Origin of the sequence: Streptomyces bambusae (genome assembly GCF_019400985.1) — a bacterium.
Lineage (GTDB): Bacteria > Actinomycetota > Actinomycetes > Streptomycetales > Streptomycetaceae > Streptomyces > Streptomyces bambusae_A.
This window is the reverse complement of sequence record NZ_WTFF01000080.1, coordinates 1-25,414: the sequence shown is the minus strand read 5'-3', so window position 1 is coordinate 25,414 and position 25,414 is coordinate 1. Positions and strand designations below refer to the sequence as shown.

28 protein-coding genes are annotated in these 25,414 nt (G+C 70.2%); 4 read left to right on the top strand and 24 right to left on the bottom strand.

Going from position 1 to position 25,414, the window contains the following annotated elements:
* The 3 genes from GPJ59_RS13920 to GPJ59_RS13910 form a co-directional block, all read right to left on the bottom strand.
* Positions 1-223: hypothetical protein (locus GPJ59_RS13920; protein WP_219667412.1), on the bottom strand; the 223-nt coding region annotated here is incomplete at its 3' end.
* A gap of 162 nt (positions 224-385) precedes the next feature.
* Positions 386-709: an STAS domain-containing protein gene (locus tag GPJ59_RS13915; protein ID WP_219667411.1), complete on the bottom strand. Its 324-nt coding sequence runs from the start codon at positions 707-709 to the stop codon at positions 386-388.
* Between the two features lie 178 nt (positions 710-887).
* Complete coding sequence (locus GPJ59_RS13910; RefSeq protein WP_219667410.1) at positions 888-1,736, bottom strand: 3-hydroxyacyl-CoA dehydrogenase family protein; 849 nt, start codon at positions 1,734-1,736, stop codon at positions 888-890.
* A gap of 179 nt (positions 1,737-1,915) precedes the next feature.
* Between GPJ59_RS13910 and GPJ59_RS13905 the strand changes: the two genes are divergently transcribed.
* Positions 1,916-2,488, top strand: coding sequence for a cob(I)yrinic acid a,c-diamide adenosyltransferase (locus GPJ59_RS13905; protein WP_219667409.1), 573 nt, complete (start codon positions 1,916-1,918; stop codon positions 2,486-2,488).
* Between the two features lie 61 nt (positions 2,489-2,549).
* Here the strand turns inward: GPJ59_RS13905 and GPJ59_RS13900 are convergent, their stop codons facing one another.
* Positions 2,550-3,143, bottom strand: a complete 594-nt coding sequence (locus GPJ59_RS13900; protein ID WP_219667408.1) for a hypothetical protein — start codon at positions 3,141-3,143, stop codon at positions 2,550-2,552.
* A 152-nt stretch (positions 3,144-3,295) separates the two neighbouring features.
* On the opposite strand from GPJ59_RS13900, the gene GPJ59_RS13895 reads away from it, so the two are divergent.
* From GPJ59_RS13895 to GPJ59_RS13885, 3 genes are all read left to right on the top strand, one after another.
* A complete protein-coding gene (locus GPJ59_RS13895; protein ID WP_308120284.1) occupies positions 3,296-4,477 on the top strand; it encodes a sensor histidine kinase in 1,182 nt (393 codons plus the stop codon).
* Positions 4,471-5,124 (top strand): response regulator, encoded by a 654-nt coding sequence (locus GPJ59_RS13890; RefSeq protein ID WP_258024354.1) that lies wholly within the window; start codon positions 4,471-4,473, stop codon positions 5,122-5,124. Before GPJ59_RS13895 ends, GPJ59_RS13890 begins: the two co-directional genes overlap by 7 nt.
* A 184-nt stretch (positions 5,125-5,308) precedes the next feature.
* Complete coding sequence (locus GPJ59_RS13885) at positions 5,309-7,153, top strand: glycoside hydrolase family 18 chitinase (RefSeq protein WP_219667406.1); 1,845 nt, start codon at positions 5,309-5,311, stop codon at positions 7,151-7,153.
* Between the two features lie 90 nt (positions 7,154-7,243).
* Here the strand turns inward: GPJ59_RS13885 and GPJ59_RS13880 are convergent, their stop codons facing one another.
* The 20 genes from GPJ59_RS13880 to rho all read right to left on the bottom strand — a co-directional run.
* Entirely contained in the window at positions 7,244-7,690 is a 447-nt protein-coding gene (locus tag GPJ59_RS13880) for a DUF2550 domain-containing protein (protein ID WP_219667405.1), read from the bottom strand.
* Positions 7,691-7,836: 146 nt separating this feature from the next.
* Complete coding sequence (locus tag GPJ59_RS13875) at positions 7,837-8,211, bottom strand: F0F1 ATP synthase subunit epsilon (RefSeq protein WP_219667404.1); 375 nt, start codon at positions 8,209-8,211, stop codon at positions 7,837-7,839.
* Between the two features lie 164 nt (positions 8,212-8,375).
* Complete coding sequence (atpD, locus tag GPJ59_RS13870) at positions 8,376-9,818, bottom strand: F0F1 ATP synthase subunit beta (protein ID WP_219667403.1); 1,443 nt, start codon at positions 9,816-9,818, stop codon at positions 8,376-8,378.
* Positions 9,818-10,735 (bottom strand): F0F1 ATP synthase subunit gamma, encoded by a 918-nt coding sequence (locus GPJ59_RS13865; RefSeq protein ID WP_219667402.1) that lies wholly within the window; start codon positions 10,733-10,735, stop codon positions 9,818-9,820. The genes atpD and GPJ59_RS13865 overlap by 1 nt, the downstream gene beginning before the upstream one ends.
* Before the next feature lie 20 nt (positions 10,736-10,755).
* A complete protein-coding gene (gene atpA, locus GPJ59_RS13860; RefSeq protein ID WP_219667401.1) occupies positions 10,756-12,342 on the bottom strand; it encodes a F0F1 ATP synthase subunit alpha in 1,587 nt (528 codons plus the stop codon).
* Positions 12,343-12,474: 132 nt separating this feature from the next.
* Positions 12,475-13,290, bottom strand: coding sequence for a F0F1 ATP synthase subunit delta (locus GPJ59_RS13855; protein ID WP_219667400.1), 816 nt, complete (start codon positions 13,288-13,290; stop codon positions 12,475-12,477).
* Complete coding sequence (locus GPJ59_RS13850; protein ID WP_219667399.1) at positions 13,287-13,829, bottom strand: F0F1 ATP synthase subunit B; 543 nt, start codon at positions 13,827-13,829, stop codon at positions 13,287-13,289. The genes GPJ59_RS13855 and GPJ59_RS13850 overlap by 4 nt, the downstream gene beginning before the upstream one ends.
* A gap of 42 nt (positions 13,830-13,871) precedes the next feature.
* Positions 13,872-14,102: an ATP synthase F0 subunit C gene (gene atpE, locus GPJ59_RS13845; RefSeq protein WP_125645699.1), complete on the bottom strand. Its 231-nt coding sequence runs from the start codon at positions 14,100-14,102 to the stop codon at positions 13,872-13,874.
* Between the two features lie 72 nt (positions 14,103-14,174).
* Positions 14,175-14,978 carry a F0F1 ATP synthase subunit A gene (atpB, locus tag GPJ59_RS13840; protein WP_219667414.1) on the bottom strand — a complete coding sequence of 268 codons (804 nt, stop codon included), beginning with the start codon at positions 14,976-14,978 and terminating at the stop codon, positions 14,175-14,177.
* Positions 14,979-15,218: 240 nt separating this feature from the next.
* Positions 15,219-15,656 carry a hypothetical protein gene (locus GPJ59_RS13835; RefSeq protein ID WP_219667398.1) on the bottom strand — a complete coding sequence of 146 codons (438 nt, stop codon included), beginning with the start codon at positions 15,654-15,656 and terminating at the stop codon, positions 15,219-15,221.
* A gap of 265 nt (positions 15,657-15,921) precedes the next feature.
* On the bottom strand, positions 15,922-17,304 hold the full coding sequence (locus tag GPJ59_RS13830) for an MraY family glycosyltransferase (protein WP_219667413.1): 1,383 nt from the start codon (positions 17,302-17,304) through the stop codon (positions 15,922-15,924).
* Positions 17,305-17,405: 101 nt separating this feature from the next.
* Positions 17,406-18,641 carry a serine hydroxymethyltransferase gene (gene glyA / locus GPJ59_RS13825; RefSeq protein WP_219667397.1) on the bottom strand — a complete coding sequence of 412 codons (1,236 nt, stop codon included), beginning with the start codon at positions 18,639-18,641 and terminating at the stop codon, positions 17,406-17,408.
* 205 nt (positions 18,642-18,846) lie between these two features.
* Positions 18,847-19,503, bottom strand: a complete 657-nt coding sequence (locus tag GPJ59_RS13820; protein ID WP_219667396.1) for an arsenate reductase/protein-tyrosine-phosphatase family protein — start codon at positions 19,501-19,503, stop codon at positions 18,847-18,849.
* Positions 19,500-20,147 (bottom strand): L-threonylcarbamoyladenylate synthase, encoded by a 648-nt coding sequence (locus GPJ59_RS13815; protein ID WP_219667395.1) that lies wholly within the window; start codon positions 20,145-20,147, stop codon positions 19,500-19,502. The genes GPJ59_RS13820 and GPJ59_RS13815 overlap by 4 nt, the downstream gene beginning before the upstream one ends.
* The gene (locus GPJ59_RS13810; RefSeq protein WP_219667394.1) at positions 20,147-20,290 is read right to left on the bottom strand and encodes a hypothetical protein; all 144 of its coding nucleotides are present in this window, start codon (positions 20,288-20,290) and stop codon (positions 20,147-20,149) included. The genes GPJ59_RS13815 and GPJ59_RS13810 overlap by 1 nt, the downstream gene beginning before the upstream one ends.
* The gene (gene prmC / locus GPJ59_RS13805) at positions 20,287-21,132 is read right to left on the bottom strand and encodes a peptide chain release factor N(5)-glutamine methyltransferase (protein ID WP_219667393.1); all 846 of its coding nucleotides are present in this window, start codon (positions 21,130-21,132) and stop codon (positions 20,287-20,289) included. Before prmC ends, GPJ59_RS13810 begins: the two co-directional genes overlap by 4 nt.
* A gap of 66 nt (positions 21,133-21,198) precedes the next feature.
* Positions 21,199-22,278 carry a peptide chain release factor 1 gene (gene prfA, locus GPJ59_RS13800; protein ID WP_219667392.1) on the bottom strand — a complete coding sequence of 360 codons (1,080 nt, stop codon included), beginning with the start codon at positions 22,276-22,278 and terminating at the stop codon, positions 21,199-21,201.
* A gap of 108 nt (positions 22,279-22,386) precedes the next feature.
* Positions 22,387-22,611, bottom strand: coding sequence for a 50S ribosomal protein L31 (rpmE, locus tag GPJ59_RS13795; RefSeq protein ID WP_030761597.1), 225 nt, complete (start codon positions 22,609-22,611; stop codon positions 22,387-22,389).
* Positions 22,612-22,816: 205 nt separating this feature from the next.
* Entirely contained in the window at positions 22,817-23,917 is a 1,101-nt protein-coding gene (locus GPJ59_RS13790) for an LCP family protein (RefSeq protein ID WP_219667391.1), read from the bottom strand.
* Between the two features lie 202 nt (positions 23,918-24,119).
* A partial coding sequence (gene rho / locus GPJ59_RS13785) for a transcription termination factor Rho (protein ID WP_219667390.1) occupies positions 24,120-25,414 on the bottom strand: 1,295 nt, incomplete at its 5' end.

Below are 25,414 nucleotides of genomic sequence, written 5' to 3'. Positions count from 1 at the left end.
CTGCGGTGGCGTGCTCGGCCCGGGAGGCCGCGTCGCGCCGGTCCGGCCGGCGGTCGCTGCCGTCACCGGGGCGCCGGGCCTCGATCTCGCTGCCGTCGACCGGGTTGACGGTGACCGTGTACTCCCCGGTCGTCAGCCGCACCACCCGCGCGGCAGGTCCCGGGGTGCCCGCAGCTTCGGGCTGCTCCTGCGGCCCGGTCTGCCCCTGAGTGGTGCGGTCCATGCGCCAGTGCCCCAATCGCGTTCGTGCTCGCCGTTGTCCTTCTCCGGCCTTCGCACACGCCGCGGTAGCTACTGGTCCGGTTCGGCCCGAACCCTAGACGGTGCCCCGTACCGGCGGAAACGGCAGGGGTGCCATCACCACCGGACCGTTACAACTCGCCTGCTAGAGGGCAGGGAGACGTTCCGCCTCCAGGCCGCCCTCGATGGCCAGGATCCGGTGCAGCCGGGTGGCGACGAGGAGCCGCTGCATCTGCGGCGGCACCCCGCGCAGCACCAGCCGCCGCCCGGTCCGCCCGGCCCGCCGGTGCGCTCCCATGATCACGCCGAGCCCGGTCGCGTCCCAGGAGTCGAGCCCGGTGAGGTCGAGCACGAGGTCTCCGGCGCCGTCGTCGAGGGCGGCGTGGAGGGCGGTACGGGCGTCAGCCGCGCTGCGCACGTCGAGGCGGCCCCCGACTGCGAGTTCGGCGTGGTCGCCCCTGATGTGCATGTGTGCTCCCCGGCAGTACTGCGTTACGCGTGTGTGCGTGTGGTCGGCAACTCTCAACCCAACTGACTGCCCCGTGGGCGGTGAAGTTGCCGACCGTGAGCGAACCGATACCTAATTCACCCCGGGGGGTGAAGGCATTCGAACGGTGCGGCGTGCTCCCTCAGTGCTTGTGGAAGCCCTAGTGCTTGTAGAAGCCCTGGCCGCTCTTGCGGCCGAAGTCGCCCGCATCCACCATCCGGCGCATGAGCTCCGGCGGCGCGAACTTCTCGTCCTGCGACTCGGTGTAGATGTTGCTCGTGGCGTGCATCAGGATGTCGACGCCCGTCAGGTCGGCGGTCGCCAGCGGTCCCATCGCGTGCCCGAATCCCAGCTTGCACGCGATGTCGATGTCCTCGGCGGACGCCACGCCCGATTCGTACAGCTTGGTCGCCTCGACGACGAGCGCCGCGATCAGCCGGGTGGTGACGAAGCCGGCCACGTCGCGGTTGACGACGATGCAGGTCTTGCCGACGGACTCGGCGAACGCGCGGGCGGTGGCGAGGGTCTCGTCGCTGGTCTTGTAGCCGCGGACCAGCTCGCAGAGCTGCATCATCGGGACCGGCGAGAAGAAGTGGGCGCCCACGACCCGCTCGGGGCGCTCCGTCACGGCCGCGATCTTGGTGATCGGGATGGCGGAGGTGTTGGAGGCGAGGACCGTGTCCTCGCGGACCAGCTTGTCGAGGGCGCGGAAGATCTCGTGCTTGACCTCCAGCTTCTCGAAGACGGCCTCGACCACGATGTCCGCGTCGGCGACCGCGTCGAGGTCGGTGGTCGTGGTGATCCGCGCGAGCGCCGCCTCGGCGTCCTCGGCGGCGAGCTTGCCCTTGGAGACGAACTTGTCGTACGAAGCCTTGATCCCGTCGGTACCGCGCGTCAGCGCGGCATCGGTGACATCGCGCAGGACGACGTCCCAGCCCGCCTGAGCGGAGACCTGAGCGATGCCGGACCCCATGAGTCCGGCGCCGATGACCGCGAGCTTCCCAGCCACTGCACACCCCACGTTCTCGAATACGGGCCCGTCTCGTGGCCCTCCGGCGGAGACTAGCGCCCGCGAGGGGTCGTGTGACCGGGAAGTAACACGCGTCACGTCTCAGATGACGGACATCACACCGGGACGGCCCAGCTCTCCACCGGGGCCGCCGAGTTGGGCCGCACTACGCTGGCGGCATGGTGAACCTCACGCGCATCTACACCCGCACCGGTGACAAGGGCACGACCGCCCTCGGCGACATGAGCCGGACCGCCAAGACGGACCTGCGGATCTCGGCGTACGCCGACGCCAACGAGGCCAACGCGGCGATCGGCACGGCCGTCGCGCTGGGCGCGCTGTCCGAGGACGTGGTCAAGGTCCTGGTCCGGGTGCAGAACGACCTGTTCGACGTCGGCGCGGACCTGTGCACCCCGGTGGTGGAGAACCCCGAGTACCCGCCGCTGCGGGTGGAGCAGTTCTACGTCGACAAGCTGGAGGCGGACTGCGACCGCTTCAACGCGGAGCTGGAGAAGCTGCGCAGCTTCATCCTGCCCGGCGGCGCCCCCGGAGCGGCGCTGCTGCACCAGGCCTGCACGGTGGTGCGGCGCGCCGAGCGCTCCACATGGGCGGCGCTGGAGGTGCACGGCGACACGATGAACCCGCTGACCGCCACCTACCTCAACCGCCTCTCCGACCTCCTGTTCATCCTGGCCCGTACGGCCAACAAGGAGGTCGGGGACGTGCTGTGGGTGCCGGGCGGGGAACGCTGAACGATCCCGGGCGGGGAGCGCTGAACGGTCCCGGTCACGGCACCAGCGCTCCCCGGGCCGCTCAGGCGGCCGGCCGGCCAGCGGGGTCGGCCGTCTTCCCCTCAAGACCAGCCTCGGTCTCGCCCTCGGGGGCCTTCTTCGGCCAGATCGTGTAGCAGACGCAGGCGATCGCGTGACCGCCGACCACCCGCAGGGCGATGTAGCGCATCATCTCCAGCCGGCTGACGTCGCCGTCGTCGCCGACGTACCAGATGGCGCCCTGGAGCAGGCCGATGGCGACGGCCGCGGCGAGCACCGTGCGCAGCCACAGCTTCCACTCGTGGACGGTGCGCGCCTTGCCGTAGCCGGCGCCCGGCGGCTTGGGGCCGCCGCCGAAGCGGTACGCGGCGTGCTTGTCGAGCCAGGCGATGGTGTAGCGGCCGTAGGCGACGGTGTAGCCGAGGTAGAGCGCGGCCAGGCCGTGCATCCAGTCCGGCTTCGCGCCGTATCTGATGTCGACCGCCGTGACGACGAGCAGGACCAGCTCCAGGAGCGGCTCGCACAGCAGGACCGCCGCCCCCAGCCGCGGTTTCCGGGCGACGTAGCGCAGGGCCAGGCCGCCGGCCAGCAGCAGCCAGAATCCGACCTCGCAGGCGATGACCAGGGTGACGATCACGGGAATCTCCTTTTCGACTCCCTCACAGCCTCCCTGCCGCCGGGCCGGGGTTCGTCGTCTGCGACGACGAACCTCGACTGCATCCTTCGATGTACTCGCGAATCGGCTGCTGCGCCGAGGCCCCCGTCCGGCGCACCGTGTTGGATGGGTCCGTGACCTTCTCCCGCCCCCATCGCGACGACGTGATCCTCTGCGCGGCCAGCCTGTTCCTCGGGCTCGCCCTGTGGAGCCTCGGGGTGCATTCCAACGGCAGCCGGCACCTCCTGCCCGACTGGGCCGCCCTGGTGCCGCTCGGTGTGCTCGGTGCGCTGGAGCTGATGCGCCGCTCCCGTCCCAACATCAATCTGGTCATCGGCACCGCGGCCGTGGTCGCGGACCAGTTCACGGTCGGCAACCTGGGCTCCGTCCTGATCTTCACCGACCTGATGTACGCCGCCGTGGTCTACGGTCCCCCGGCGCTGGCCCGGCGGCTGCCGATCAGCACCGGTCTGATCACGGTGGCCGTCACGGTGACCGCCGTGGCCTGGCTGCAGACCCCGCAGGCGCTGCTCATCGGCGTGATCACGGGCATCGTCAGCTTCGGCCCGGCGCTGACCGGGGCCACCTTGCGCAACCACCGCGAGGCGGCCGAGGCCGCCCGGCTGCGGGCGGAGCAGACCGCGCTGCTGGCGGAGATGGACCGCAGCCAGGCGGTGGTCGCCGAGCGCGCCCGGATGGCCCGGGAGCTGCACGACATGGTCGCCAACCACCTGTCGGCCATCGCCATCCACTCCACCGCCGCGCTCTCCATCGACTCCGCCGAGACCAGCCGCGAGGCCCTCGGGGTGATCCGGGAGAACAGCGTCCAGGGGCTGGCGGAGATGCGCCGGCTGATCGGTCTGCTGCGGGAGACGGCCGCCGACGAGGAGCCGGTCGCCGTGCCGTCCCTCGACGGCCTGGGCAGCCTGCTGGAGCAGGCGCGCACCAACGGCTCCGCCAGCGGCCTGGACTTCGTGCTGGAGGACGCCCGGCCCCCGGGCGAGGCGCTGCCGGCTCCGGTGGAGCTGGCGGCGTACCGGATCGTGCAGGAGTCGCTGACCAACGCGATCAAGCACGCGGCGCCCGGTACCGTCACCGTGCGCGTGGGCCGCAGCGACGGCCTGCTGACCGTGGCCGTCGACTCGCCGTACGGGGAGCGGCCGGGGCCGCGCGCACCGGGGTCGGGGTCGGGACTGGTGGGGATGCGGGAGCGCACCGAACTGCTCGGCGGGGAGTTCCGGGCGGCGGCGCAGGGCACGTGGTGGCGGGTGCGGGCGGTACTGCCCGCGGAGGAGAAGGCGGCGAACGCATGGTGATCAAGGTGCTGGTGGCCGAGGACCAGTCGGCGGTACGGGCCGGGCTGGTGCTGATCCTGCGCAGTGCGGGCGACATCGAGGTGGTCGGGGAGGCCGCGGACGGCGAGGAGGCGGTGCAGCGGGCCCGCGAGCTGGCACCGGACCTGGTCCTGATGGATGTGCAGATGCCGAAGCTGGACGGGGTCTCGGCCACCCGGCAGGTGGTCGCCGAGGGGCTCGCCGACGTGCTGGTGCTGACCACCTTCGACCATGACGAGTACGTCTTCGGGGCGCTGCGCGCGGGCGCGGCCGGGTTCCTGCTGAAGAACGCGGAGGCGGGGGAGCTGATCAAGGCGGTCCGGACGGTGGCGCGCGGGGAGGGCCTGATCGCCCCGGCGGTGACCCGGCGGCTGATCGCGGAGTTCGCCGTGCCGCGGGCGGCCCGGCCGGCGCCCCCGCCGGAGCGGGCCGAGGCGCTGGCCTCGCTGACCCGGCGGGAGCGGGAGGTGCTCGGGTGCCTGGGCGAGGGGCTGTCGAACGCGGAGATCGCCGTCCGGCTGGAGATGGCCGAGGCGACGGTGAAGACGCACGTCAGCCGGCTGCTGGGGAAGCTGGAGCTGCGCAGCCGGGTCCAGGCGGCCGTGCTGGCCCAGGAGTTGGGGCTCTGAGGGGCGGGCGTACCGGTAACCGGCGGGGAAGGTCTGGACCTCTTGACGGTTGGTCCAGACCTTTCTACGCTCACCGCCATACTGTGGTGAGCGTGCCATGACAAGCGTGCTCACGGGCGGCGCAGGTCCCACCCCCATGTCGCAGTCGGCCCCCGGCCGCGACGGACCTACGTAAGGAGCACCCTTGAGCACAGCACCCCCGCAACGCACGCGCTTCTTCAGAAGGGTGGCGGCCGTCGTGGCGGCCCTCGCCCTGCCCGTCGCCGGGCTGGTGGCACTGGCCGGCCCCGCCGAGGCCGCCACCTCCGCCACCGCGACGTACACCAAGGTCTCCGACTGGGGCACCGGCTTCGAGGGCAAGTGGACGGTGAAGAACACCGGCACCACGTCCATCAGCAGCTGGACCGTCGAGTGGGACTACCCCACCGGCACCCGGGTGACCTCCGCCTGGGACGCCACCGTCACCAGCTCCGGCACCCACTGGACGGCCAAGAACGTCGGCTGGAACGGCACCCTCGCCCCGGGCGCCAGCGTCAGCTTCGGCTACAACGGCTCCGGCCCCGGCTCCCCCACCGGCTGCAAGATCAACGGCGCCTCCTGCGACGGCGGCAGCCAGCCCGGCGACAACCCGCCCTCGGCCCCCGGCGCCCCCACCGCGAGCAACGTCGGCGACACGTCGCTGACCCTGAGCTGGGCCGCGGCCACCGACGACAAGGGCGTCAAGAACTACGACGTCTACCGCGGCTCCGCCAAGGTCGCGACCGTCACCGGCACCTCGTACGCCGACTCCGGCCTGACCAAGGGCACGACGTACACCTACAGCGTCACCGCCCGGGACACCGCCGACCAGACCGGCCCCTCCTCCGGCAGCACCACCGTCACCACCACCGGCGGCACCGTCCCGCCGGACCCGGGCGGCAAGGTCAAGCTCGGCTACTTCACCGAGTGGGGCGTCTACGGGCGCAACTACCACGTGAAGAACCTGGTCACCTCGGGCTCCGCGAGCAAGATCACCCACATCAACTACGCCTTCGGCAACGTCCAGGGCGGCCGGTGCACCATCGGCGACGCCTACGCCGACTACGACAAGGCCTACACCGCCGACCAGAGCGTCGACGGCGTCGCCGACACCTGGGACCAGCCGCTGCGCGGCAACTTCAACCAGCTGCGCAAGCTGAAGAAGCAGTACCCGAACATCAAGGTCCTGTGGTCCTTCGGCGGCTGGACCTGGTCCGGCGGCTTCGGCCAGGCCGCGGCGAACCCGGCCGCCTTCGCCCAGTCCTGCTACGACCTGGTCGAGGACCCGCGCTGGGCCGACGTCTTCGACGGCATCGACCTGGACTGGGAGTACCCCAACGCCTGCGGCCTGAGCTGCGACACCTCGGGGGCCGCCGCCTTCCGCAACATGATGCAGGCCATGCGGGCCAAGTTCGGCTCGAACAACCTGGTCACCGCGGCGATCTCCGCCGACGGCTCCAACGGCGGCAAGCTCGACGCCGCCGACTACGCGGGCGCCGCCGCGTACGTCGACTTCTACAACGTCATGACCTACGACTTCTTCGGCGCCTGGGCGGCCCAGGGCCCGACCGCCCCGCACTCCCCGCTCACCTCCTACGCCGGCATCCCGCAGGAGGGCTTCAACTCCGAGGCCGCGATCACCAAGCTCAAGGGCAAGGGCGTCCCCGGATCCAAGCTCAACCTGGGCATCGGCTTCTACGGCCGCGGCTGGACCGGCGTCACCCAGGCCGCGCCCGGCGGCACCGCGACGGGCCCGGCGCAGGGCACGTACGAGCAGGGCATCGAGGACTACAAGGTGCTCAAGGGCAGCTGCCCGGCCACCGGCACGATCGCCGGCACCGCCTACGCCAAGTGCGGCAGCAACTGGTGGAGCTACGACACTCCCGCGACCATCGCCGGGAAGATGACCTGGGCCAGGAACCAGGGGCTCAGGGGAGCCTTCTTCTGGGAGTTCAGCGGCGACACCGCGAACGGTGAGCTCGCGAACGCGATCCACACCGGGCTGCGCTGACCCCACGCACGGGAACTCCCGGCTCCGCGAACGAAGCCGGGGTGACGGTCCGCCCCGTCACCCCGGCTTCCTCATGTCCGCTGCGCCCTTCTAGGCGACGTTCACCCTCTGCCCGGGAGGCGCCGCCTCCAGCCAGGCCAGGAAGCCCGTCAGCGCGTCCTCGCTCATCGCCAGCTCCAGGCGCGTCCCCTCGTGGAGACAGCCGAGCACGACGGCGTCGGACAGCAGCGCCAGCTCCTCCTCGCCCTCCGGGGCACGGCGGGCCACCACCTCGATGGAGCTCCGCTCCAGCAGCCGGCGCGGCCGGTGCGAGTAGCTGAAGACGCGGAACCACTCGACGCGGTCACCGCCGTAGCGGGCGACCCCGTACACCCAGCCCTTGCCGGACAGGTCGGGGGCCTCGGCCACGCCCCAGCGCAGGGAGCAGTCGAACGTACCGCCGGAGCGCTGGATCAGCCGCCGGCGCAGCCCGAACACGAAGAGGCCGATCACCACCAGGGCGACGACCAGGCCGCTCACAAGCAGAGCGAGGAGCATCTTCACCGACCTCCTCGCTCATCCACGTCACAGCAACGAATACAGCACAACGCACACCGCACCTGCATCGCCTCAGCCGCGACCCGCTCCGGAAAATTCCGGCTCGGACCGCGGCTGAGGGGTAAAGCTCTCGTCGGCTACGGGGCTCAGTGCCCCGCGACCGCGCGCAGCCGGACTTCGGCGCGCCGCTCGGACGCCGCGTCGGCGGCCGCCTTGGCGCGCTCCAGCGCCCGCTCCGCCCGCTGGACGTCGATCTCGTCCGCGAGCTCGGCGATCTCGGCCAGCAGCGACAGCTTGTCGTCCGCGAACGAGATGAAACCGCCGTGCACCGCGGCGACGACCGTGCCGCCCTCGCTGGTACGGATGGTCACCGGGCCCGATTCCAGCACACCGAGAAGCGGCTGGTGACCGGGCATGACGCCGATGTCGCCGGACGTGGTGCGCGCGACGACCAGGGTGGCCTCGCCGGACCAGACACTCCGGTCCGCCGCGACGAGCTCGACGTGCAGCTCAGCAGCCAAGGTTGGCTCCTCGGGTCACCACCCGGCACATCCGCCGGGTGTTGGGTCAAATTCTAATGGGCGTGGGGAGAGGGACGGGACGCGCCCGCCCCTCTCCGGTGAAGGCCCTGCCGGCGTCAGCCGCGGGACTTCGAGCCGACGGCGCTCACGAGGAGCGCCCCGGATCAGGAGACGCCCAGCTCCTTGGCGTTCTTCTTCAGGTCCTCAAGGCCACCGCACATGAAGAAGGCCTGCTCCGGGAAGTGGTCGAACTCACCGTCGCAGATCGCGTTGAACGCGGCGATCGACTCGTCGAGCGGAACGTCCGAACCGTCCACGCCGGTGAACTGCTTCGCCGCGTGGGTGTTCTGGGACAGGAAGCGCTCGACACGGCGGGCGCGGTGGACAACGAGCTTGTCCTCCTCGCCGAGCTCGTCGATACCGAGGATCGCGATGATGTCCTGGAGGTCCTTGTACTTCTGCAGGATCCCCTTGACGCGGGTCGCGGCCTCGTAGTGGTCCTTCGCGATGTACCGCGGGTCGAGGATGCGGGACGAGGAGTCCAGCGGGTCCACGGCCGGGTAGATGCCCTTCTCGGAGATCGGACGGGACAGAACCGTCGTCGCGTCGAGGTGGGCGAAGGTGGTGGCCGGCGCCGGGTCGGTCAGGTCGTCCGCGGGGACGTAGATCGCCTGCATGGAGGTGATCGAGTGACCGCGGGTCGAGGTGATGCGCTCCTGGAGGAGACCCATCTCGTCGGCCAGGTTCGGCTGGTAACCCACCGCGGACGGCATGCGGCCGAGCAGGGTCGAGACCTCGGAACCGGCCTGGGTGAAGCGGAAGATGTTGTCGATGAAGAACAGCACGTCCTGCTTCTGCACATCGCGGAAGTACTCCGCCATGGTCAGACCGGCCAGGGCCACGCGCAGACGGGTGCCCGGGGGCTCGTCCATCTGGCCGAAGACCAGCGCGGTCTTGTCGAGAACGCCGGCCTCCTCCATCTCGACCATGAGGTCGTTGCCCTCACGGGTGCGCTCACCGACACCCGCGAAGACGGAAACGCCCTCGTGCAGCTTCGCCACACGCATGATCATTTCCTGGATCAGAACGGTCTTGCCGACACCGGCACCACCGAACAGACCGATCTTTCCACCCTTGACGTACGGGGTGAGAAGGTCGACGACCTTCAGGCCGGTCTCGAACATCTCGGTCTTCGACTCGAGCTGGTCGAAGGCCGGGGCCTTGCGGTGGATCGCCCAGCGCTCGGCGTTCGCGACCGTGGACTCGTCCTCGTTCAGGACGCGGCCCAGGGTGTTGAACACCTTGCCCTTGGTGACGTCACCGACGGGCACGGTGATGCCCTTGCCGGTGTCGGTCACCGCGGCCTGGCGGACCAGACCGTCGGTCGGCTGCATGGAGATGGTGCGGACCATGCCGTCACCGAGGTGCTGCGCGACCTCGAGGGTCAGCGTCTTGAGAGCACCCTCCTCGGCCGGGTCGGCAACCTGGACGTTCAGCGCGTTGTAGATCTCCGGCATGGCGTCGACGGGGAACTCCACGTCGACGACCGGGCCGATGACCCGCGCGACGCGGCCGGTCGCGGCGGCCGTCTCAACAGAGGTCGTCATTACTTGTCACTCCCCGCGTTCGCGTCGGCCAGGGCTGCGGAGCCACCGACGATCTCGCTGATTTCCTGGGTGATTTCGGCCTGGCGGGCCGCGTTGGCAAGCCGGGTGAGGCTGGTGATCAGCTCACCGGCGTTGTCGGTCGCCGACTTCATCGCGCGGCGGCGGGCAGCGTGCTCGGAAGCAGCGGCCTGCAGCAGCGCGTTGTAGACGCGGCTCTCGACGTAGCGCGGCAGCAGGGCGTCGAGGACGTCCTCCGCCGACGGCTCGAAGTCGAACAGCGGCAGGATCTCGCCCTTGCCGGCCGTCTCCTCCTGAGCCTGCTCAAGGCTGAGCGGCAGCATCCGGTTGTCCACCGCGTTCTGCGTCATCATCGACACGAACTCCGTGTAGACGATGTGCAGCTCGTCCACGCCGCCCTCGGCCGTCTCCTTGGTGACGGCCTCGATGAGCGGTGCGGCCACGGCCTTGGCGTTGGCGTAGCTCGGGCTGTCGGTGAAGCCGGTCCAGCTGTCCGCGACCTTGCGCTCACGGAAGCTGTAGTAGGCGACACCCTTGCGGCCGACGATGTACGTGTCGACCTCCTTGCCCTCGCCGCGCAGCCGCTCGGTCAGCCGGTCCGCCGCCTTGATGGCGTTGGACGAGTAGCCGCCGGCCAGACCGCGGTCGCTCGTGAGCAGCAGCACGGCCGCGCGCGCCGGGGCGGCAGCCTCGGTGGTGAGCGGGTGCTTGGTGTTGGAGCCGGTTGCCACCGCGGTCACCGCGCGGGTGAGCTCGGTCGCGTACGGCGTGGAGGCCGCCACCTGGCGCTGCGCCTTGACGATGCGCGAGGCGGCGATCATCTCCATCGCCTTGGTGATCTTCTTGGTCGCGGTAACGGATCGGATGCGACGCTTGTAGACCCGGAGCTGGGCTCCCATGAGTCAGGTCCCTTCCGTCGTTACTTGCCGACCGGCGCGTCTTCGCCCAGAAGCTTGCCGTCCGAGGTCTCGAACTGCTTCTTGAAGTCGGCGATCGCGTCGGCGACGGACTGCAGGGTGTCGTCGGACATCTTCTTGCCCTCGCGGATCGAGGTGAGGAGCTCCTTGCGGTTCATCCGCATGTACTCCAGCAGCTCGGACTCGAAGCGGCGGATGTCCGCGACCGGGACGTCGTCCATCTTGCCGGTGGTGCCCGCCCAGATGGAGACGACCTGCTCCTGGACCGGCATCGGCTCGTACTGGCCCTGCTTGAGCAGCTCGACCATGCGCTTGCCGCGCTCCAGCGAGGACTTCGACGCGGCGTCCAGGTCGGAACCGAAGGCGGCGAACGCCTCCAGCTCGCGGTACTGGGCGAGGTCCACGCGCAGGCGGCCGGAGATCTGCTTGATGGCCGGGTGCTGGGCGGAGCCACCGACACGGGAGACCGAGATACCGACGTTCAGGGCCGGACGCTGGCCGGCGTTGAACAGGTCGGACTCCAGGAAGCACTGGCCGTCGGTGATGGAGATGACGTTGGTCGGGATGAACGCCGAGACGTCGTTGGCCTTGGTCTCGACGATCGGCAGACCGGTCATCGAGCCGGCGCCCATGTCGTCGGAGAGCTTGGCGCAGCGCTCCAGCAGACGCGAGTGCAGGTAGAAGACGTCACCCGGGTAGGCCTCACGGCCCGGCGGGCGGCGCAGCAGCAGGGACACGGCGCGGTAGGCGTCGGCCTGCTTCGACAGGTCGTCGAAGACGATCAGGACGTGCTTGCCCTGGTACATCCAGTGCTGGCCGATGGCGGAACCGGTGTACGGCGCCAGGTACTTGAAGCCGGCCGGGTCCGACGCCGGGGCGGCGACGATGGTCGTGTACTCCAGGGCACCCGCCTCTTCCAGCGCGGCGCGCACGGAAGCGATGGTGGAGCCCTTCTGGCCGATGGCGACGTAGATGCAGCGGACCTGCTTGTTGACGTCGCCCGAGCGCCAGTTGTCGCGCTGGTTGATGATCGTGTCGACGGCCAGGGCGGTCTTGCCGGTCTGGCGGTCACCGATGATCAGCTGACGCTGGCCGCGGCCGACCGGCGTCATGGCGTCGACGGCCTTGTAGCCCGTCTCCATGGGCTCGTGCACGGACTTGCGCTGCATGACGCCCGGGGCCTGCAGCTCGAGGGCGCGGCGGCCCTCGGTCGCGATCTCGCCGAGGCCGTCGATCGGGTTGCCGAGCGGGTCGACAACGCGGCCGAGGTAGCCCTCACCGACGCCGACGGAGAGAACCTCACCGGTGCGCTGCACCGGCTGGCCCTCCTCGATGCCGCTGAACTCGCCGAGGACGATCGCACCGATCTCGCGGTCCTCGAGGTTGAGGGCGAGGCCGAGGGTGCCGTCCTCGAACTTCAGCAGCTCGTTCGCCATGGTCGAGGGCAGGCCCTCCACCTTCGCGATGCCGTCGCCGGCACCGCTGACCGTCCCGACCTCCTCGCGCGAGGCCGCGTCCGGCTTGTACGACTGGACAAAGTTCTCCAGCGCGTCCCGGATCTCCTCCGGCCGGATCGTGAGCTCCGCCATCTGGGTTCCCTGCTCTCCTTGTTGGGCCTGAAGCTTCATAGGGGTCTGGGGGCGACCCCCAGGAATCTTCTGCAAGTTCTGCACGGCCCAACCGGGCCGCTGGAAATGCTTCTTCTTGAGTTGGTGGCTCGGTCAGCGCGCCATGCGGCGGGCCGCCTCGGCGAGGCGCTCCGCGATGGTGCCGTCGATGACCTCGTCGCCGACACGCACGGTGATCCCGCCGAGGACCGCGGGGTCCACGTCCAGGTTCAGGTGCATCTGCCGGCCGTACAGCTTGGCCAGCACCGCGCCGAGACGCTGCTTCTGCGCGTCGCTGAGCGGGACCGCGGTGGTCACGGTGGCGACCATGCGGTCACGGCGCTCGGCGGCGAGCTTGGAAAGGGACTCCAGTCCCGCTTCCAGGCTACGTCCCCGCGGAGCGGTGACCAGCCGGGTGACCAGACGCTCGGTCGCGGCGTGGGCCTTGCCGCCGAGCAGGCTGCGCAGCAGCTCGCTCTTGGCGGCGGTGGTCGCCGTGCGGTCGGTCAGCGCGGCGCGCAGGTCGGCGCTGGAGGCGACGATCCGGCCGAACCGGAACACCTCGTCCTCGACGTTGTCGAGGTCGCCGGCCTGCTGGGCCGCCGAGAGGTCGGCGGTGTCCGCCAGCTGCTCCAGCGAGTCCACCAGGTCGCGCGAGCGCGACCAGCGGGACCGGACCATGCCGGACAGCAGGTCGAGGGTCTCCCCGCCGACCTGGCCGCCGAGCAGGCGCTCGGCGAGCTCGGCCTTGGCCTCGCCGGACTGCGCCGGGTCGGTGAGGACCCGACGCAGCGAGACCTCGCGGTCGAGCAGCGCGGTGACGGCGGCCAGCTCGCCGGCGAGCTTCGACGCGTCGACGGACGTGTTGTCCGTCAGCGCGTCGAGGCGCTCGCGCGCGGCGTGCAGCGCCTCGCGGCTCGCTCCGTTCATCGGGCGGCCTCGGCCTTCGCCTCGAGCTCGTCGAGGAACCGGTCGATCGTGCGGCTCTGCCGGGCGTGGTCCTCGAGGGACTCGCCGACGAGCTTGCCGGCCAGGTCGGTGGCGAGCTTGCCCACGTCCTGGCGCAGCGCCTGCGAGGCGGCCTTGCGGTCGGCCTCGATCTGGGCGTGGCCGGCAGCGATGATCTCCTCACGCTGCCGCTGGCCCTCTGCGCGCAGTTCTTCCTTGAGCGCAGTGCCCTGCTCCAGCGCTTCCTGGCGCAGGCGAGCGGCCTCATGCCGGGCCTCGGCGAGCTGGGCCTTGTACTGCTCCAGCACGCTCTGGGCCTCGGTCTGAGCGGCTTCCGCCTTCTCGATACCGCCTTCGATGGCCTCGCGGCGCTCGTCCAGAACCTTGTTGATGTTCGGGAGGAGCTTCTTGGCGAGGAAGCCGAAGACGATGACGAAGGCGATCAGACCGATGACCAGCTCGGGGAGCGGCGGGATGAGGGGATTCTGAGGCTCCTCGGCCGCGAGAACCAGGAGGTTCACATCAGTGCCTTTCGTCGGATCGGACTAGTCGTGAAGCTCGTCTTAGTAGACGAACGGCATGACCAGACCGATGAGGGCGAGCGCCTCACAGAAGGCGAAGCCAAGGATCTGGTTGGCGCGGATCAGGCCGGCAGCCTCGGGCTGACGGGCGAGCGCCTGGGTGCCGTTACCGAAGATGATGCCGACGCCGACGCCCGGGCCGATGGCCGCGAGACCGTAACCGATGGAGCTGAGGGAGCCGGTGATCTCAGTGGCAGCGAGCACGTTGGACATGCCGTTATTCCTTCTCTTTCACGGATCCGGTGGGGGTTGGCCACCGGACGAATGGGGCTTGGAGGTGGGCGATCAGTGGTGCTCGGCGAGCGCGCCCTGGAGGAAGCTGCAGGCCAGGAGGACGAAGACGTACGCCTGGACGGCCTGGATGAAGAGCTCGAACGCGGTCATCACGACGACCATCACGAAGGAGACACCCGCGTAGGCGATACCGATGCCGTTCAGCAGGTACCAGCTGGCGATCGTGAAGAGCAGCAGCAGGGTGTGGCCGGCGAACATGTTCGCGAACAGTCGGACCGCGTGGGTGAAGGGGCGGACGATGACGTTCGAGAAGAACTCGATCACCATGACCATCGGCAGGATCGGGCCGAGGGACTTGTCGTAGCCCGTGATGTTCTTGAAGCCGCCCACGAAGCCGTGGCGCTTGAAGGTCACCGACATCCACATGACGTAGACGATCGCGGCCAGACCGGCCGGGTACGCGATGATCGCGGTCACCGGGAACTGGGCCAGCGGCACGATGGACCAGAGGTTCATGATCCAGACGAAGAAGAACAGCGCCACCATGAAGGGGACGTACTTCTCGCCTTCCTTCTTGCCGAGCGTCTCGTAGACGATGCCGCGGCGGACGAAGTCGTAGCCCGACTCGGCGACCATCTGGAGCTTGCCCGGAACCACCTTGGGCTTCCGGAAGGCGGCCCAGAAGAAGCCGACGATGATGATCGAGCCCAGCAGGGCCAGGAGCATCGTCTTGTTGAAGTACACGTCGTCGTTGCCGAACATCGGCTTGAACAGGAACGAGTACAGGGTCGGCCCCGGGAACCCGCAGCCAGTGCCATCTTCGAAATGACAGTCGATCTCGAAGGCGAGCGTCATGTCAGCAGCACTCACCGCGGGCTCCTTCAGCGTGGCGCATAGGTACGGCAACCTCGTTGTGTCGGCGCGGCGCGCAGCCGCGGTTCGGCACTGGACTGGTGTTACGGATGATCGGGCGGCGGGCAGGCATCGAGCCTCGCGATGGATCAGGCGTCAGCTCGGAAGCCCGCGCCCTTAGTGCCGCACTCGGCACCGGACGATAGCAGGATCTCGAACGCTCGCTTATCCCGGCCCTACCCCTCACGGCTTCGGCCCCGAGTTTTCGGGCTTGTCGCCCTTCATCGAGTCCGGTTCGACGTAAAGGATCTTGGCCTTCATGTGGGCACGCGTCTGCGCGCCGATCCACACGAGGGTGGTGACGACGAGCGTGATCGCGAAGGCCTTGGGGTTGAACAGCGTGGTGTTCTTGAACGCGGCGACGAAGATGAAGAGCAGCAGGATCTGGGCTGCGTAGAGCATCAGCCCCATCATCTGGAACAGATGCGGCAGAGACCTCGCCGTGCGCTGCAGGACGACGAGTCCGACGCCCATGAAGAGCACGACCACGAGCGTCGCGACGATCGACCCGACGGCTCCCTTGCCACCCGCGACGACACCGCTGATGATCGCGGCGACGGCGCCGACGGCAACGGTGGGCACGGCGGCGTGCAGAAGGGATCGGGCGTCATCAGACCGCATGGCGCAGGCTCCGCTTTTGATGGTGGGGACACGGGACTCGTTACAGGACGAGCGTAATCCCGGTCCGAGAGAGAACCTCGGGCCAAGGGACCGTCGCACTACGGTCCTTCGGCTCTGTCGCCGGGTTTAGTGAACGGTATCACAAACTATTTGATGAGAGCTTTACCTGCGGGGTGTGCCGACTGTCACACATGAGAGCTAACCCGCCCGTGTGTGCACGACAGGACGCCGCTTTGTCTGCTAATGGACCGCGGCGTCCCAATCGTCAGCGCGCCGATTCAGCCTTTCGCCGCTCCGAGGGGCGCGAATGGGCACCGAGGGCGGTCGCTCCGTTGACGCCGGACACTCCGGCCGCCCGGGGACGCGCGTCGGCGAGGGCGCCGACCGGTTCCGGTTCGCGCCCCGATTCCGGTTCGCGCCCCGAGGCGTCCCGGGCAGCGGCCTCCGCGGCGGCCTCGGCGGCCCGCGCGGCGTGCCGGTAGCGCGGCGGCACCAGACCCTCGGCCCAGCGCGGCGCACGCGGCGTGAAGCGCGGCAGGAGGAGCAGGACGAGGCCGAGCGCGCTGAGCGCGACGATCGCCAGCACGATCCACATCGAGGCGGAGTTCACCGAGTAGGCGACCGTCCCGAAGGCGATCAGCGCCGACCAGAAGTACATGATCAGCACGGCCCGGCTGTGCGAGTGGCCGATCTCCAGCAGCCGGTGGTGCAGGTGCCCGCGGTCGGCCGCGAACGGCGACTGGCCGTTCCAGGTGCGCCGCACGATGGCCAGGACGAGGTCCGCCATCGGCAGCGCGATGATCGTCAGCGGCAGCACCAAGGGGATGAAGACCGGGAACATCGCGTGCGTCGCGTTGCGCTCACCGCCGGCGAACAGCGCCAGGGCGTCGGGGTCCACCTGGCCGGTGATGGAGATGGCGGCGGCCGCCAGCACCAGGCCGATCAGCATCGAGCCGGAGTCGCCCATGAAGATCCTGGCCGGATGCATGTTGTGCGGCAGGAAGCCCAGGCACATGCCCATCAGGATGGCCGCGAAGAGGGTGGCTGGGGCGGCGGCCTCGATGCCGTAGCCGTACCAGATCCGGTACGAGTACATGAAGAACGCGGCGGAGGCGATGCAGACCATGCCGGCCGCGAGGCCGTCGAGGCCGTCGACGAAGTTCACCGCGTTGATGGTGATCACGACGAGTGCGACCGTGAGCAGGTTGCCCTGCCACTGGGTGAGCAGGACCGTGCCGATGCCGGGGACCGGGATCCACAGGATGGTCAGACCCTGCATGACCATCACACCGGCGGAGATCATCTGGGCGCCGAGCTTGATCAGGGCGTCGATCTCGAACTTGTCGTCGAGCACGCCGATCAGCCAGATCAGGGCGGCGCCGGAGAGCAGCGCCCGGGGCTCGTTGGAGAGCTCGAAGACGCCGTCGAGGTTGTGCAGGTGGTCGGCGACCAGCAGGCCGGCGCACAGGCCGCCGAACATGGCGATGCCGCCGAGCCGCGGTGTGGGCTCGCGGTGCACGTCGCGGGCGCGGATCTCCGGCATCGCACCGGCCGCGATGGCGAACTTCCGCACCGGCCCGGTCAGCAGGTAGGTCACCGCAACCGTGACGCACAGCGTCAGCAGGTATTCACGCACGGGCTGCCCCAGATGTATCGCCGGCCATCTCAGCCCCACACATTAGCTGCGATGTCGCCATGGGAGAGGACGCGCGGGTCCCGGCCCCCGGTTGCGGTACGCACCTCTTGCCCTTATTGCACCCCGTACGGGGGAAATTCCTGCGCCAGTGCGGAGACCTCCATACGGGTCTGTGCGGCGTCCCCGGTCAGCGCGGCGGTGAACAGCGCGGCGATCCGGCCCATCTCCGGCGCCCCCATCCCCTGGGTCGTCACCGCGGCCGTGCCGAGCCGGATGCCGCGCTGGTCGCCGTACGGCAGGGCGCAGGTGTCCAGCACCAGCCCGGCCGCCCCGAGCCGGCCGCGGGCGGTCGGTCCGTCCACGCCGAGCGGGGCGGGGTCGGCGGTGATCAGGTGGGTGTCGGTGCCGCCCGTGGTCACGGCGAAGCCCCGCTCGGCGAGGGCGTCGGCGAGCACCCGTGCGTTGGCCACGACCCGGTGGGCGTACGTGGCGAAGGCCGGCGTCGCGGCCTCCCCGAAGGCGACGGCCTTCGCCGCGATGGTGTGCATCTGGGCGCCGCCCTGCGTGAACGGGAACACCGCGCGGTCGATCCGCTCGGCGAGCTCGGCGCCGCACAGGATCATGCCGCCACGCGGACCGCGCAGCACCTTGTGCGTGGTGGCGCACACGACGTCGGCGTACGGCAGCGGGCTGGGCGCCGCGCCACCGGCCACCAGGCCGATGGGATGCGCGGCGTCGGCGATGAGATACGCGCCCACCTCGTCGGCGACCTCCCGGAAAGCGGAATACTCCGGGTGGCGCGGATAGGAGATCGAGCCGCAGACGATGGCCTTCGGCCGGTGGGTACGGGCCAGCTGCTGGACCTGCTGGTAGTCGATGAGTCCGGTCTCGGCATCCACCCCGTACCCGACGAAATCGAACCAGCGCCCGGAGAAGTTCGCAGGGGAGCCATGTGTCAGATGCCCGCCGTACGCCAGCCCCATGGCCAGCACCGTGTCCCCGGGGCGCAGCAGCGCGGCGTACGCGGCCAGCACGGCGGCGGAACCGGAATGCGGCTGGACGTTGGCGTGCTCGGCCCCGAACAGCGCCCGGGCCCGCTCCGCGGCGATCCCCTCGGCGAGGTCGGCGTACTCGCAGCCGCCGTGGTACCGGGCGCCGGGGTAGCCCTCGGCGTACTTGTTGGCGAGGACGGAGCCGAGGGCGGCCAGCACGGCCGGCGAGGTGAAGTTCTCGGCGGCGATGAGCTGCAAGGAGGTGGCCTGCCGCTGCGCCTCCCCCGCGAGGACGTCGGCCATCTGCGGGTCCTGCCGCCGCAGCAGCGGCTCCGCGAGCTCGGTGACAACGGTCATGGCGCGACTCCCGCGCAGTGGGGATACCAGTACCGCCACTGTAGGCCGCCAAGCGGGCCTCCGCCCAAATCCAGCCCGCTGGGGGTCCCCCCGGACGGAGTCTGGGGGAGTTTGAGCGCACCGGGCGCGGAGCGCACGGAACGGGGTCTGGGGCGGAGCCCCAGTTACGGGAAGGGGCGGGGTGGGGAAAGGCCCCGCGCAGCGGTCAGCGGTTCGCCGCGACGCCCGTCAGGGCCGTGACGACCGGGTCCAAGGCCTGGTGGATCTCCTCGCCGATCGACCGGAAGAAGGTGATCGGCGCCCCGTACGGGTCATAGACCTCGTCCGCATCGGCGTCAGGAGCCAGCAGCCAGCCCCGCAGCGCCGCCGCCGCCCGCACCAGCGCACGCGCCCGCTCGGCCACACCGTCGTCCAGCGGCGGCAGCGTCGCGGGGTCTATGGCCCGCACCAGGCGGGTGAACTCCTTCAGCGTGAAGGTGCGCAGGCCCGCCGAGTGGCCCATCGAGATGACCTGGGCCCGGTGGTCGCGGGTCGCGGTCAGGACCAGGTCGGCGCGTATGACGTGCTCGTCGAGCAGCTCGCGGCCGGTGAAGCCGGAGGCGTCCGCGCCGAAGTCCGCCAGGACGGCCGCGGCGTTCGCCTCCATCGGCGCGCCCTCGTGGCCCCACGTGCCGGCGCTCTCGACGATGAGCTCCGGCGCGGCCGTGACGCCCAGCCGGTGGGCCAGGGCATGCCGGGTCAGCCGCTCGGTGATGGGCGAGCGGCACACGTTGCCGGTGCTGACGTGGAGGATGCGGAAGGCCTCGCCACCTGCCCCGGCCGGGAGGTGTGCCCTTGCTATGCCACGCCCCTCAGGGCTCACGGGGCCACCTCGAGGTCGGGTACGGCCTCCCGCAGCTGGTCGGCCGTGAGCGCGCCCTCGCGGAGCAGCACGGGAACCTTTCCGGTCACGTCGACGATCGAGGACGGCTGGATGCCCGGCGTCGGGCCGGCATCCAGGTAGACCGAGACGGAGTCGCCGAGCATCGCGCGGGCCGCGTCGCAGTCCTCCGGCGCCGGGTGGCCCGACAGGTTCGCCGAGGACACGGCCATGGGCCCGACCTCGGTCAGCAGCTCGATCGCGACGGGGTGCAGCGGCATCCGCACGGCCACCGTGCCGCGGGTCTCGCCCAGGTCCCACGCGAGCGAGGGCTGGTGCCGGGCGACGAGCGTGAGCGCGCCCGGCCAGAAGGCGTCGACGAGCTCCCACGCCTGCTCGGAGAAGTCCGTGACCAGGCCGTGCAGGGTGTTCGGGGAGCCGATGAGCACGGGCGTGGGCATGTTGCGGGCGCGGCCCTTGGCGGCCAGCAGGTCACCGACGGCCTCCCCGCTGAAGGCGTCGGCGCCGATCCCGTACAGCGTGTCGGTCGGCAGGACGACCAGCTCGCCGCGGCGGACGGCCGATGCCGCTTCGCGCAGGCCCGTCGCGCGGTCCGTCGCGTCGTTGCAGTCGTATCGCCGGGCCATCAGCGGGCCTCCTCGGAGTGGGTCGGGGCGTCGGTCGTCGTACCGGCCACGCGGGTCGCGGTCGTCGTCGCGGTCGCAGTCGCGGTCGCGGCGGGAAGGGTCGTGGCGGGAAGGTTCGTGGCGGGAAGGGTCGTGCCGGTCACGGCATCGCCTTGCGGGCCGTCGCGAACCGGGGCCGGTTGTTGAGGTCGGGGTGGTCGGCGGCGTCCGCCCAGCCCAGCTCCTCGGCGAAGATCCACGGCACCTGGCCGCCCTGCGTGTCCGCGTGCTCCACTACCACGACGCCGCCGGGCCGCAGCAGCCGGTGCGCGGTCCGCTCGATGCCCCGGATGGTGTCGAGGCCGTCCTCGCCGGAGAACAGCGCCATCTCCGGGTCGTGGTCCCGGGCCTCCGGAGCGACGTACTCCCACTCGGTGAGCGGGATGTACGGCGGGTTGGAGATGACCAGGTCGACCTGGCCGTCCAGCTCCGGCAGCGCGGTCAGCGCGTCGCCCTGGTGGACGGTGACCCGCGAGCCCTCGGCGTTCTTGCGCGTCCAGCGCAGCGCCTCCTCGGACAGCTCCACGGCGTGCACGCGCGAGCGCGGCACCTCCTGGGCCATGGCGAGCGCGATGGCGCCGGAGCCGGTGCACAGGTCCACGATCAGCGGCTCGACCACGTCCATGGCGCGTACGGCCTGTATGGCCCAGTCGACCACCGACTCGGTCTCCGGCCGCGGCACGAAGACACCGGGCCCCACCTGGAGCTCCAGGTAGCGGAAGAAGGCCCGTCCGGTGATGTGCTGGAGCGGCTCACGCGCCTCGCGACGCGCGACGGCCTCCCAGTAGCGGGCGTCGAAGTCGGCGTCCTTGACGGTGTGGAGCTCGCCCCGCTTCACGCCGTGCACGAAGGCCGCGAGCTCCTCCGCGTCGAAGCGCGGTGAGGGCACGCCGGCGGCGGCCAGCCGCTGGGTGGCCTGGGCCACCTCCGCGAGCAGCAGGTTCACGCTTCCTCCACCGAGGGTCGTACGGGGTATGACTGCGTCGGGCCGCGCCGGGCGGCGCGGCCGCCGTTACTGCGCGGCCGCGAGCTTGGCGGCGGAGTCGGCGTCGACGCACGCCTGGATGACCGCGTCGAGCTCGCCGTCGAGCACCTGGTCCAGGTTGTACGCCTTGAAGCCGACCCGGTGGTCCGAGATCCGGTTCTCCGGGAAGTTGTACGTACGGATCTTCTCGGAGCGGTCCACGGTGCGCACCTGGCTGCGGCGCGCGTCCGCGGCCTCCTGCTCGGCGGCCTCCTGGGCGGCGGCCAGCAGGCGCGAACGGAGGATGCGCATGGCCTGCTCCTTGTTCTGGAGCTGGCTCTTCTCGTTCTGGCAGGAGGCGACCACACCGGTCGGGATGTGCGTGATGCGCACGGCCGAGTCGGTGGTGTTGACGGACTGGCCGCCGGGGCCGGACGAGCGGTAGACGTCGATCCGCAGGTCGTTCGGGTTGATCTCGACCTCGACCTCCTCGGCCTCCGGGGTGACGAGCACGCCGGCGGCGGAGGTGTGGATGCGGCCCTGCGACTCGGTGGCCGGCACGCGCTGCACGCGGTGCACGCCGCCCTCGTACTTCAGGCGGGCCCAGACGCCCTGGCCGGGCTCGGTCGCGCCGTTGCCGCCCTTGGTCTTCACGGCGACCTGGACGTCCTTGTAGCCGCCCAGCTCGGACTCCGTGGAGTCGATGATCTCGGTCTTCCAGCCGATGCGCTCGGCGTAGCGCAGGTACATGCGCAGCAGGTCGCCGGCAAACAGCGCGGACTCGTCGCCGCCCGCGCCCGCCTTGATCTCCAGCAGGACGTCCTTGTCGTCGCTGGGGTCGCGCGGGACCAGCAGCAGCCGCAGCTTCTCGGTGAGCTCCTCGCGCTGGGCGGAGAGTTCCTTGACCTCGGCGGCGAAGTCGGGGTCGTCGGCCGCCAGCTCCTTGGCGGTCTCGATGTCCTCGGCCGACTGCTTCCACGCCCGGAAGGTGGCGATGATCGGGGTCAGCTCCGCGTAGCGCTTGTTGAGCTTGCGCGCGTTGGCCTGATCGGAGTGGACCGAAGGGTCGGCGAGCTTCTTCTCGAGGTCGGCGTGCTCGCCGACCAGTTCCTCGACCGCCTCGAACATCGGGGGCTCCTGGGGTGAAAGATCGGACAATGACTGCGGGACGACAAAGGCGCCGGTCCGGCCGCCCCCGAGTGGACAGGGGCGGCCGACGACCGGCGCCGTGGCTCGCTACTTCTTGGCGGAGCCGGCAGCCTTGCCGAAGCGGGCCTCGAAGCGGGCCACGCGGCCACCGGTGTCGAGGATCTTCTGCTTGCCCGTGTAGAACGGGTGGCACTCGGAGCAGACCTCGGCACGGATGGTGCCCTCGGTCAGGGTGCTACGGGTGGTGAACGACGCGCCGCAGGTGCAGCTGACCTGGGTCTCGACGTACTCGGGGTGGATCTCGCGCTTCAAGGTGTCTCCTAGTTTCGGGAGGGCGCCGGGTCGCTGGTGCGGATTTGCACCATGCGTGAACCGGGGCCGACGTACCAGTCTGCCAGGACCGGCCCGCCTGACAAAATTCGAGGACGCCTCCCTCAACGGGGTGGGGCGGACATCTATTCCGCCGTCCGCTGCGCGGGCATTCCGTATCTGCTCCGCGGGCCCGGCCGATGCCCGGCTACCGCACCAGGGAGCCGGTGTCGCCCTTGTCGCCGGCGGACTTCTCGGTGGCGGCCGCCGGGACGGGCTGGTCCTTGAGCAGCGCGTCCCAGACCAGCTGCGTCTCCTTCTGGAGCGGGGCGACGCGGTCCGGGTCGATCCGGTCGGCGCCCACCGGCAGCGTGATCATGTGCATGTTCGAGGAGTCGATCCCCTGGAGGCCTGCGGCGAAACCCATGAGCGATTTCACGTCGCCCAGCTTGCTGTCGGTGGTGATCGCCTTGGTCGAGGTGTCGGCGAGGTCGAGCAGCCGCTTGGGGTCGTCGAACAGCCCGATGCCCTTGACCTGCTTGATCAGCGCCTTGATGAAGGCCTGCTGGACCTGTATTCGGCCGAGGTCGCTGCCGTCGCCGATGGACTTGCGGGTCCGGACGAGCCCCAGGGACTGCTCTCCGTTGAGTCTGTGCGTGCCCGCGGGGAGGTCGAGGTGGCTGCCGGAGTCCTTGATCGGCTTGGAGGTGGTGACCTCGACGCCGCCGAGCCTGTCGACGATCTTCTTGAAGCCCGTGAAGTCGACCTCGATGTAGTGGTCCATGCGGATCCCCGACATCTTCTCGACGGTCTTGACCGCGCAGGCGGCGCCACCGATGGTGAAGGACTCGTTGAACATCTGGCGCGGTCCGCCGGGGTTCGTCTTGCCGTTCGGCATCTGGCACGCGGGCCGGGTGACCAGGGTGTCCCGGGGTATGGAGACGATGCTGGCGGACTTGTGGCCCTCGTACAGGTGGACGATCATCGCGGTGTCCGAGCGGGCCGAGCCGCCGTCGTCCTGGCCGTACTCGCCGTTGGCGCCGCTGCGCGAGTCGGAGCCGAGGACGAGGATGTCCATGGAGCCGTTGTCGATGTTCTGCGGCCGGTCCTTGCCCAGGGCCGCGTCGATGTCGACGCTCTTGAGGTTGCCGTTGAACTTCACATAGAAGTACCCGAGCCCCGCCCCGCCCAGGACCACCACCCCGGCCGCCGTCCAGGCCACGATCCGTACGGCCCTGCGCTTGGGCTTGCGGCGGCGCCGGCTCGCGGCGCGCCCGCCGGTCCGGCCGCCCGTGCTGTCCTCGCTCATGGTCTCCTCGTCCCGTCGGTCGCCCCCAGTCACAGACGGCGGGAACCGGGCAAAGGTTCCTTCCGCCCCGTGTGACCTCGATCAACGGCGCGTGCCACGCCGGTTCACCGACGCAGGACCGCCCCCGGCGCGGGTGCGGCGGGGGCGGTCCTGCGTACGGCGCGGGGCCGTCGTGCGCGAGTCCTCGACCAGTTGTTCTCGATCAGTCGTTGTTGACGGCCGACGGGGTCGTCTTGGCGATCTGCATCAGGAACTCGGCGTTCGACTTCGTCTGCTTCATCTTGTCGAGCAGCAGCTCGATGGCCTGCTGCGAGTCGAGCGCGTGCAGCACCCGGCGCAGCTTCCAGACGATGTTGAGCTCCTCGCTGTTGAGGAGGATCTCCTCCTTGCGGGTGCCCGACGGGTCGACGTCGACGGCCGGGAAGATGCGCTTGTCGGCGAGCTTCCGGTCGAGCTTGAGCTCCATGTTGCCGGTGCCCTTGAACTCCTCGAAGATCACCTCGTCCATGCGCGAGCCGGTCTCGACCAGCGCGGTGGCCAGGATGGTCAGCGAGCCGCCGTCCTCGATGTTGCGCGCGGCACCGAAGAAGCGCTTCGGCGGGTAGAGCGCGGTCGAGTCGACACCACCGGACAGGATGCGGCCGGAGGCGGGCGCCGCGAGGTTGTACGCGCGGCCCAGACGGGTGATGGAGTCCAGCAGGACGACCACGTCGTGGCCCAGCTCGACGAGGCGCTTGGCGCGCTCGATGGCGAGCTCGGCAACGGTGGTGTGGTCCTCGGCCGGGCGGTCGAAGGTCGAGGAGATGACCTCGCCCTTGACCGACCGCTGCATGTCGGTGACCTCTTCCGGACGCTCGTCGACCAGGACGACCATCAGGTGGCACTCGGGGTTGTTGTGCGTGATCGCGTTGGCGATCGCCTGCATGATCATGGTCTTACCGGTCTTCGGCGGGGCCACGATCAGACCGCGCTGGCCCTTACCGATCGGCGACACGAGGTCGATGATGCGGGTGGTCAGCACGCCCGGGTCGGTCTCCAGGCGGAGCCGGTCCTGCGGGTAGAGCGGGGTGAGCTTGTTGAACTCGGGGCGGCCGCGGCCCGATTCGGGGGCCATGCCGTTGACCGAGTCCAGGCGCACCAGCGCGTTGAACTTCTCGCGGCGCTCGCCTTCCTTGGGCTGGCGCACGGCACCGGTGACGTGGTCGCCCTTGCGCAGGCCGTTCTTGCGGACCTGGGCGAGGGAGACGTACACGTCGTTCGGGCCGGGCAGGTAGCCGGAGGTCCGGATGAACGCGTAGTTGTCGAGGATGTCGAGGATGCCCGCGACGGGGATCAGCACGTCGTCGTCGGCGACCTGCGGCTCGCCGGCGCCGAACTCCTCGCGGCCGCGACGGCCACGGCGGTCGCGGTAGCGGCCGCGCCGGCCACGGCGGCCGCCCTCGTCGTCGAAGTCGTCCTGCGGGCCGGCGTCGCGCTGCTGCTGGCCCTGGCCGCGGC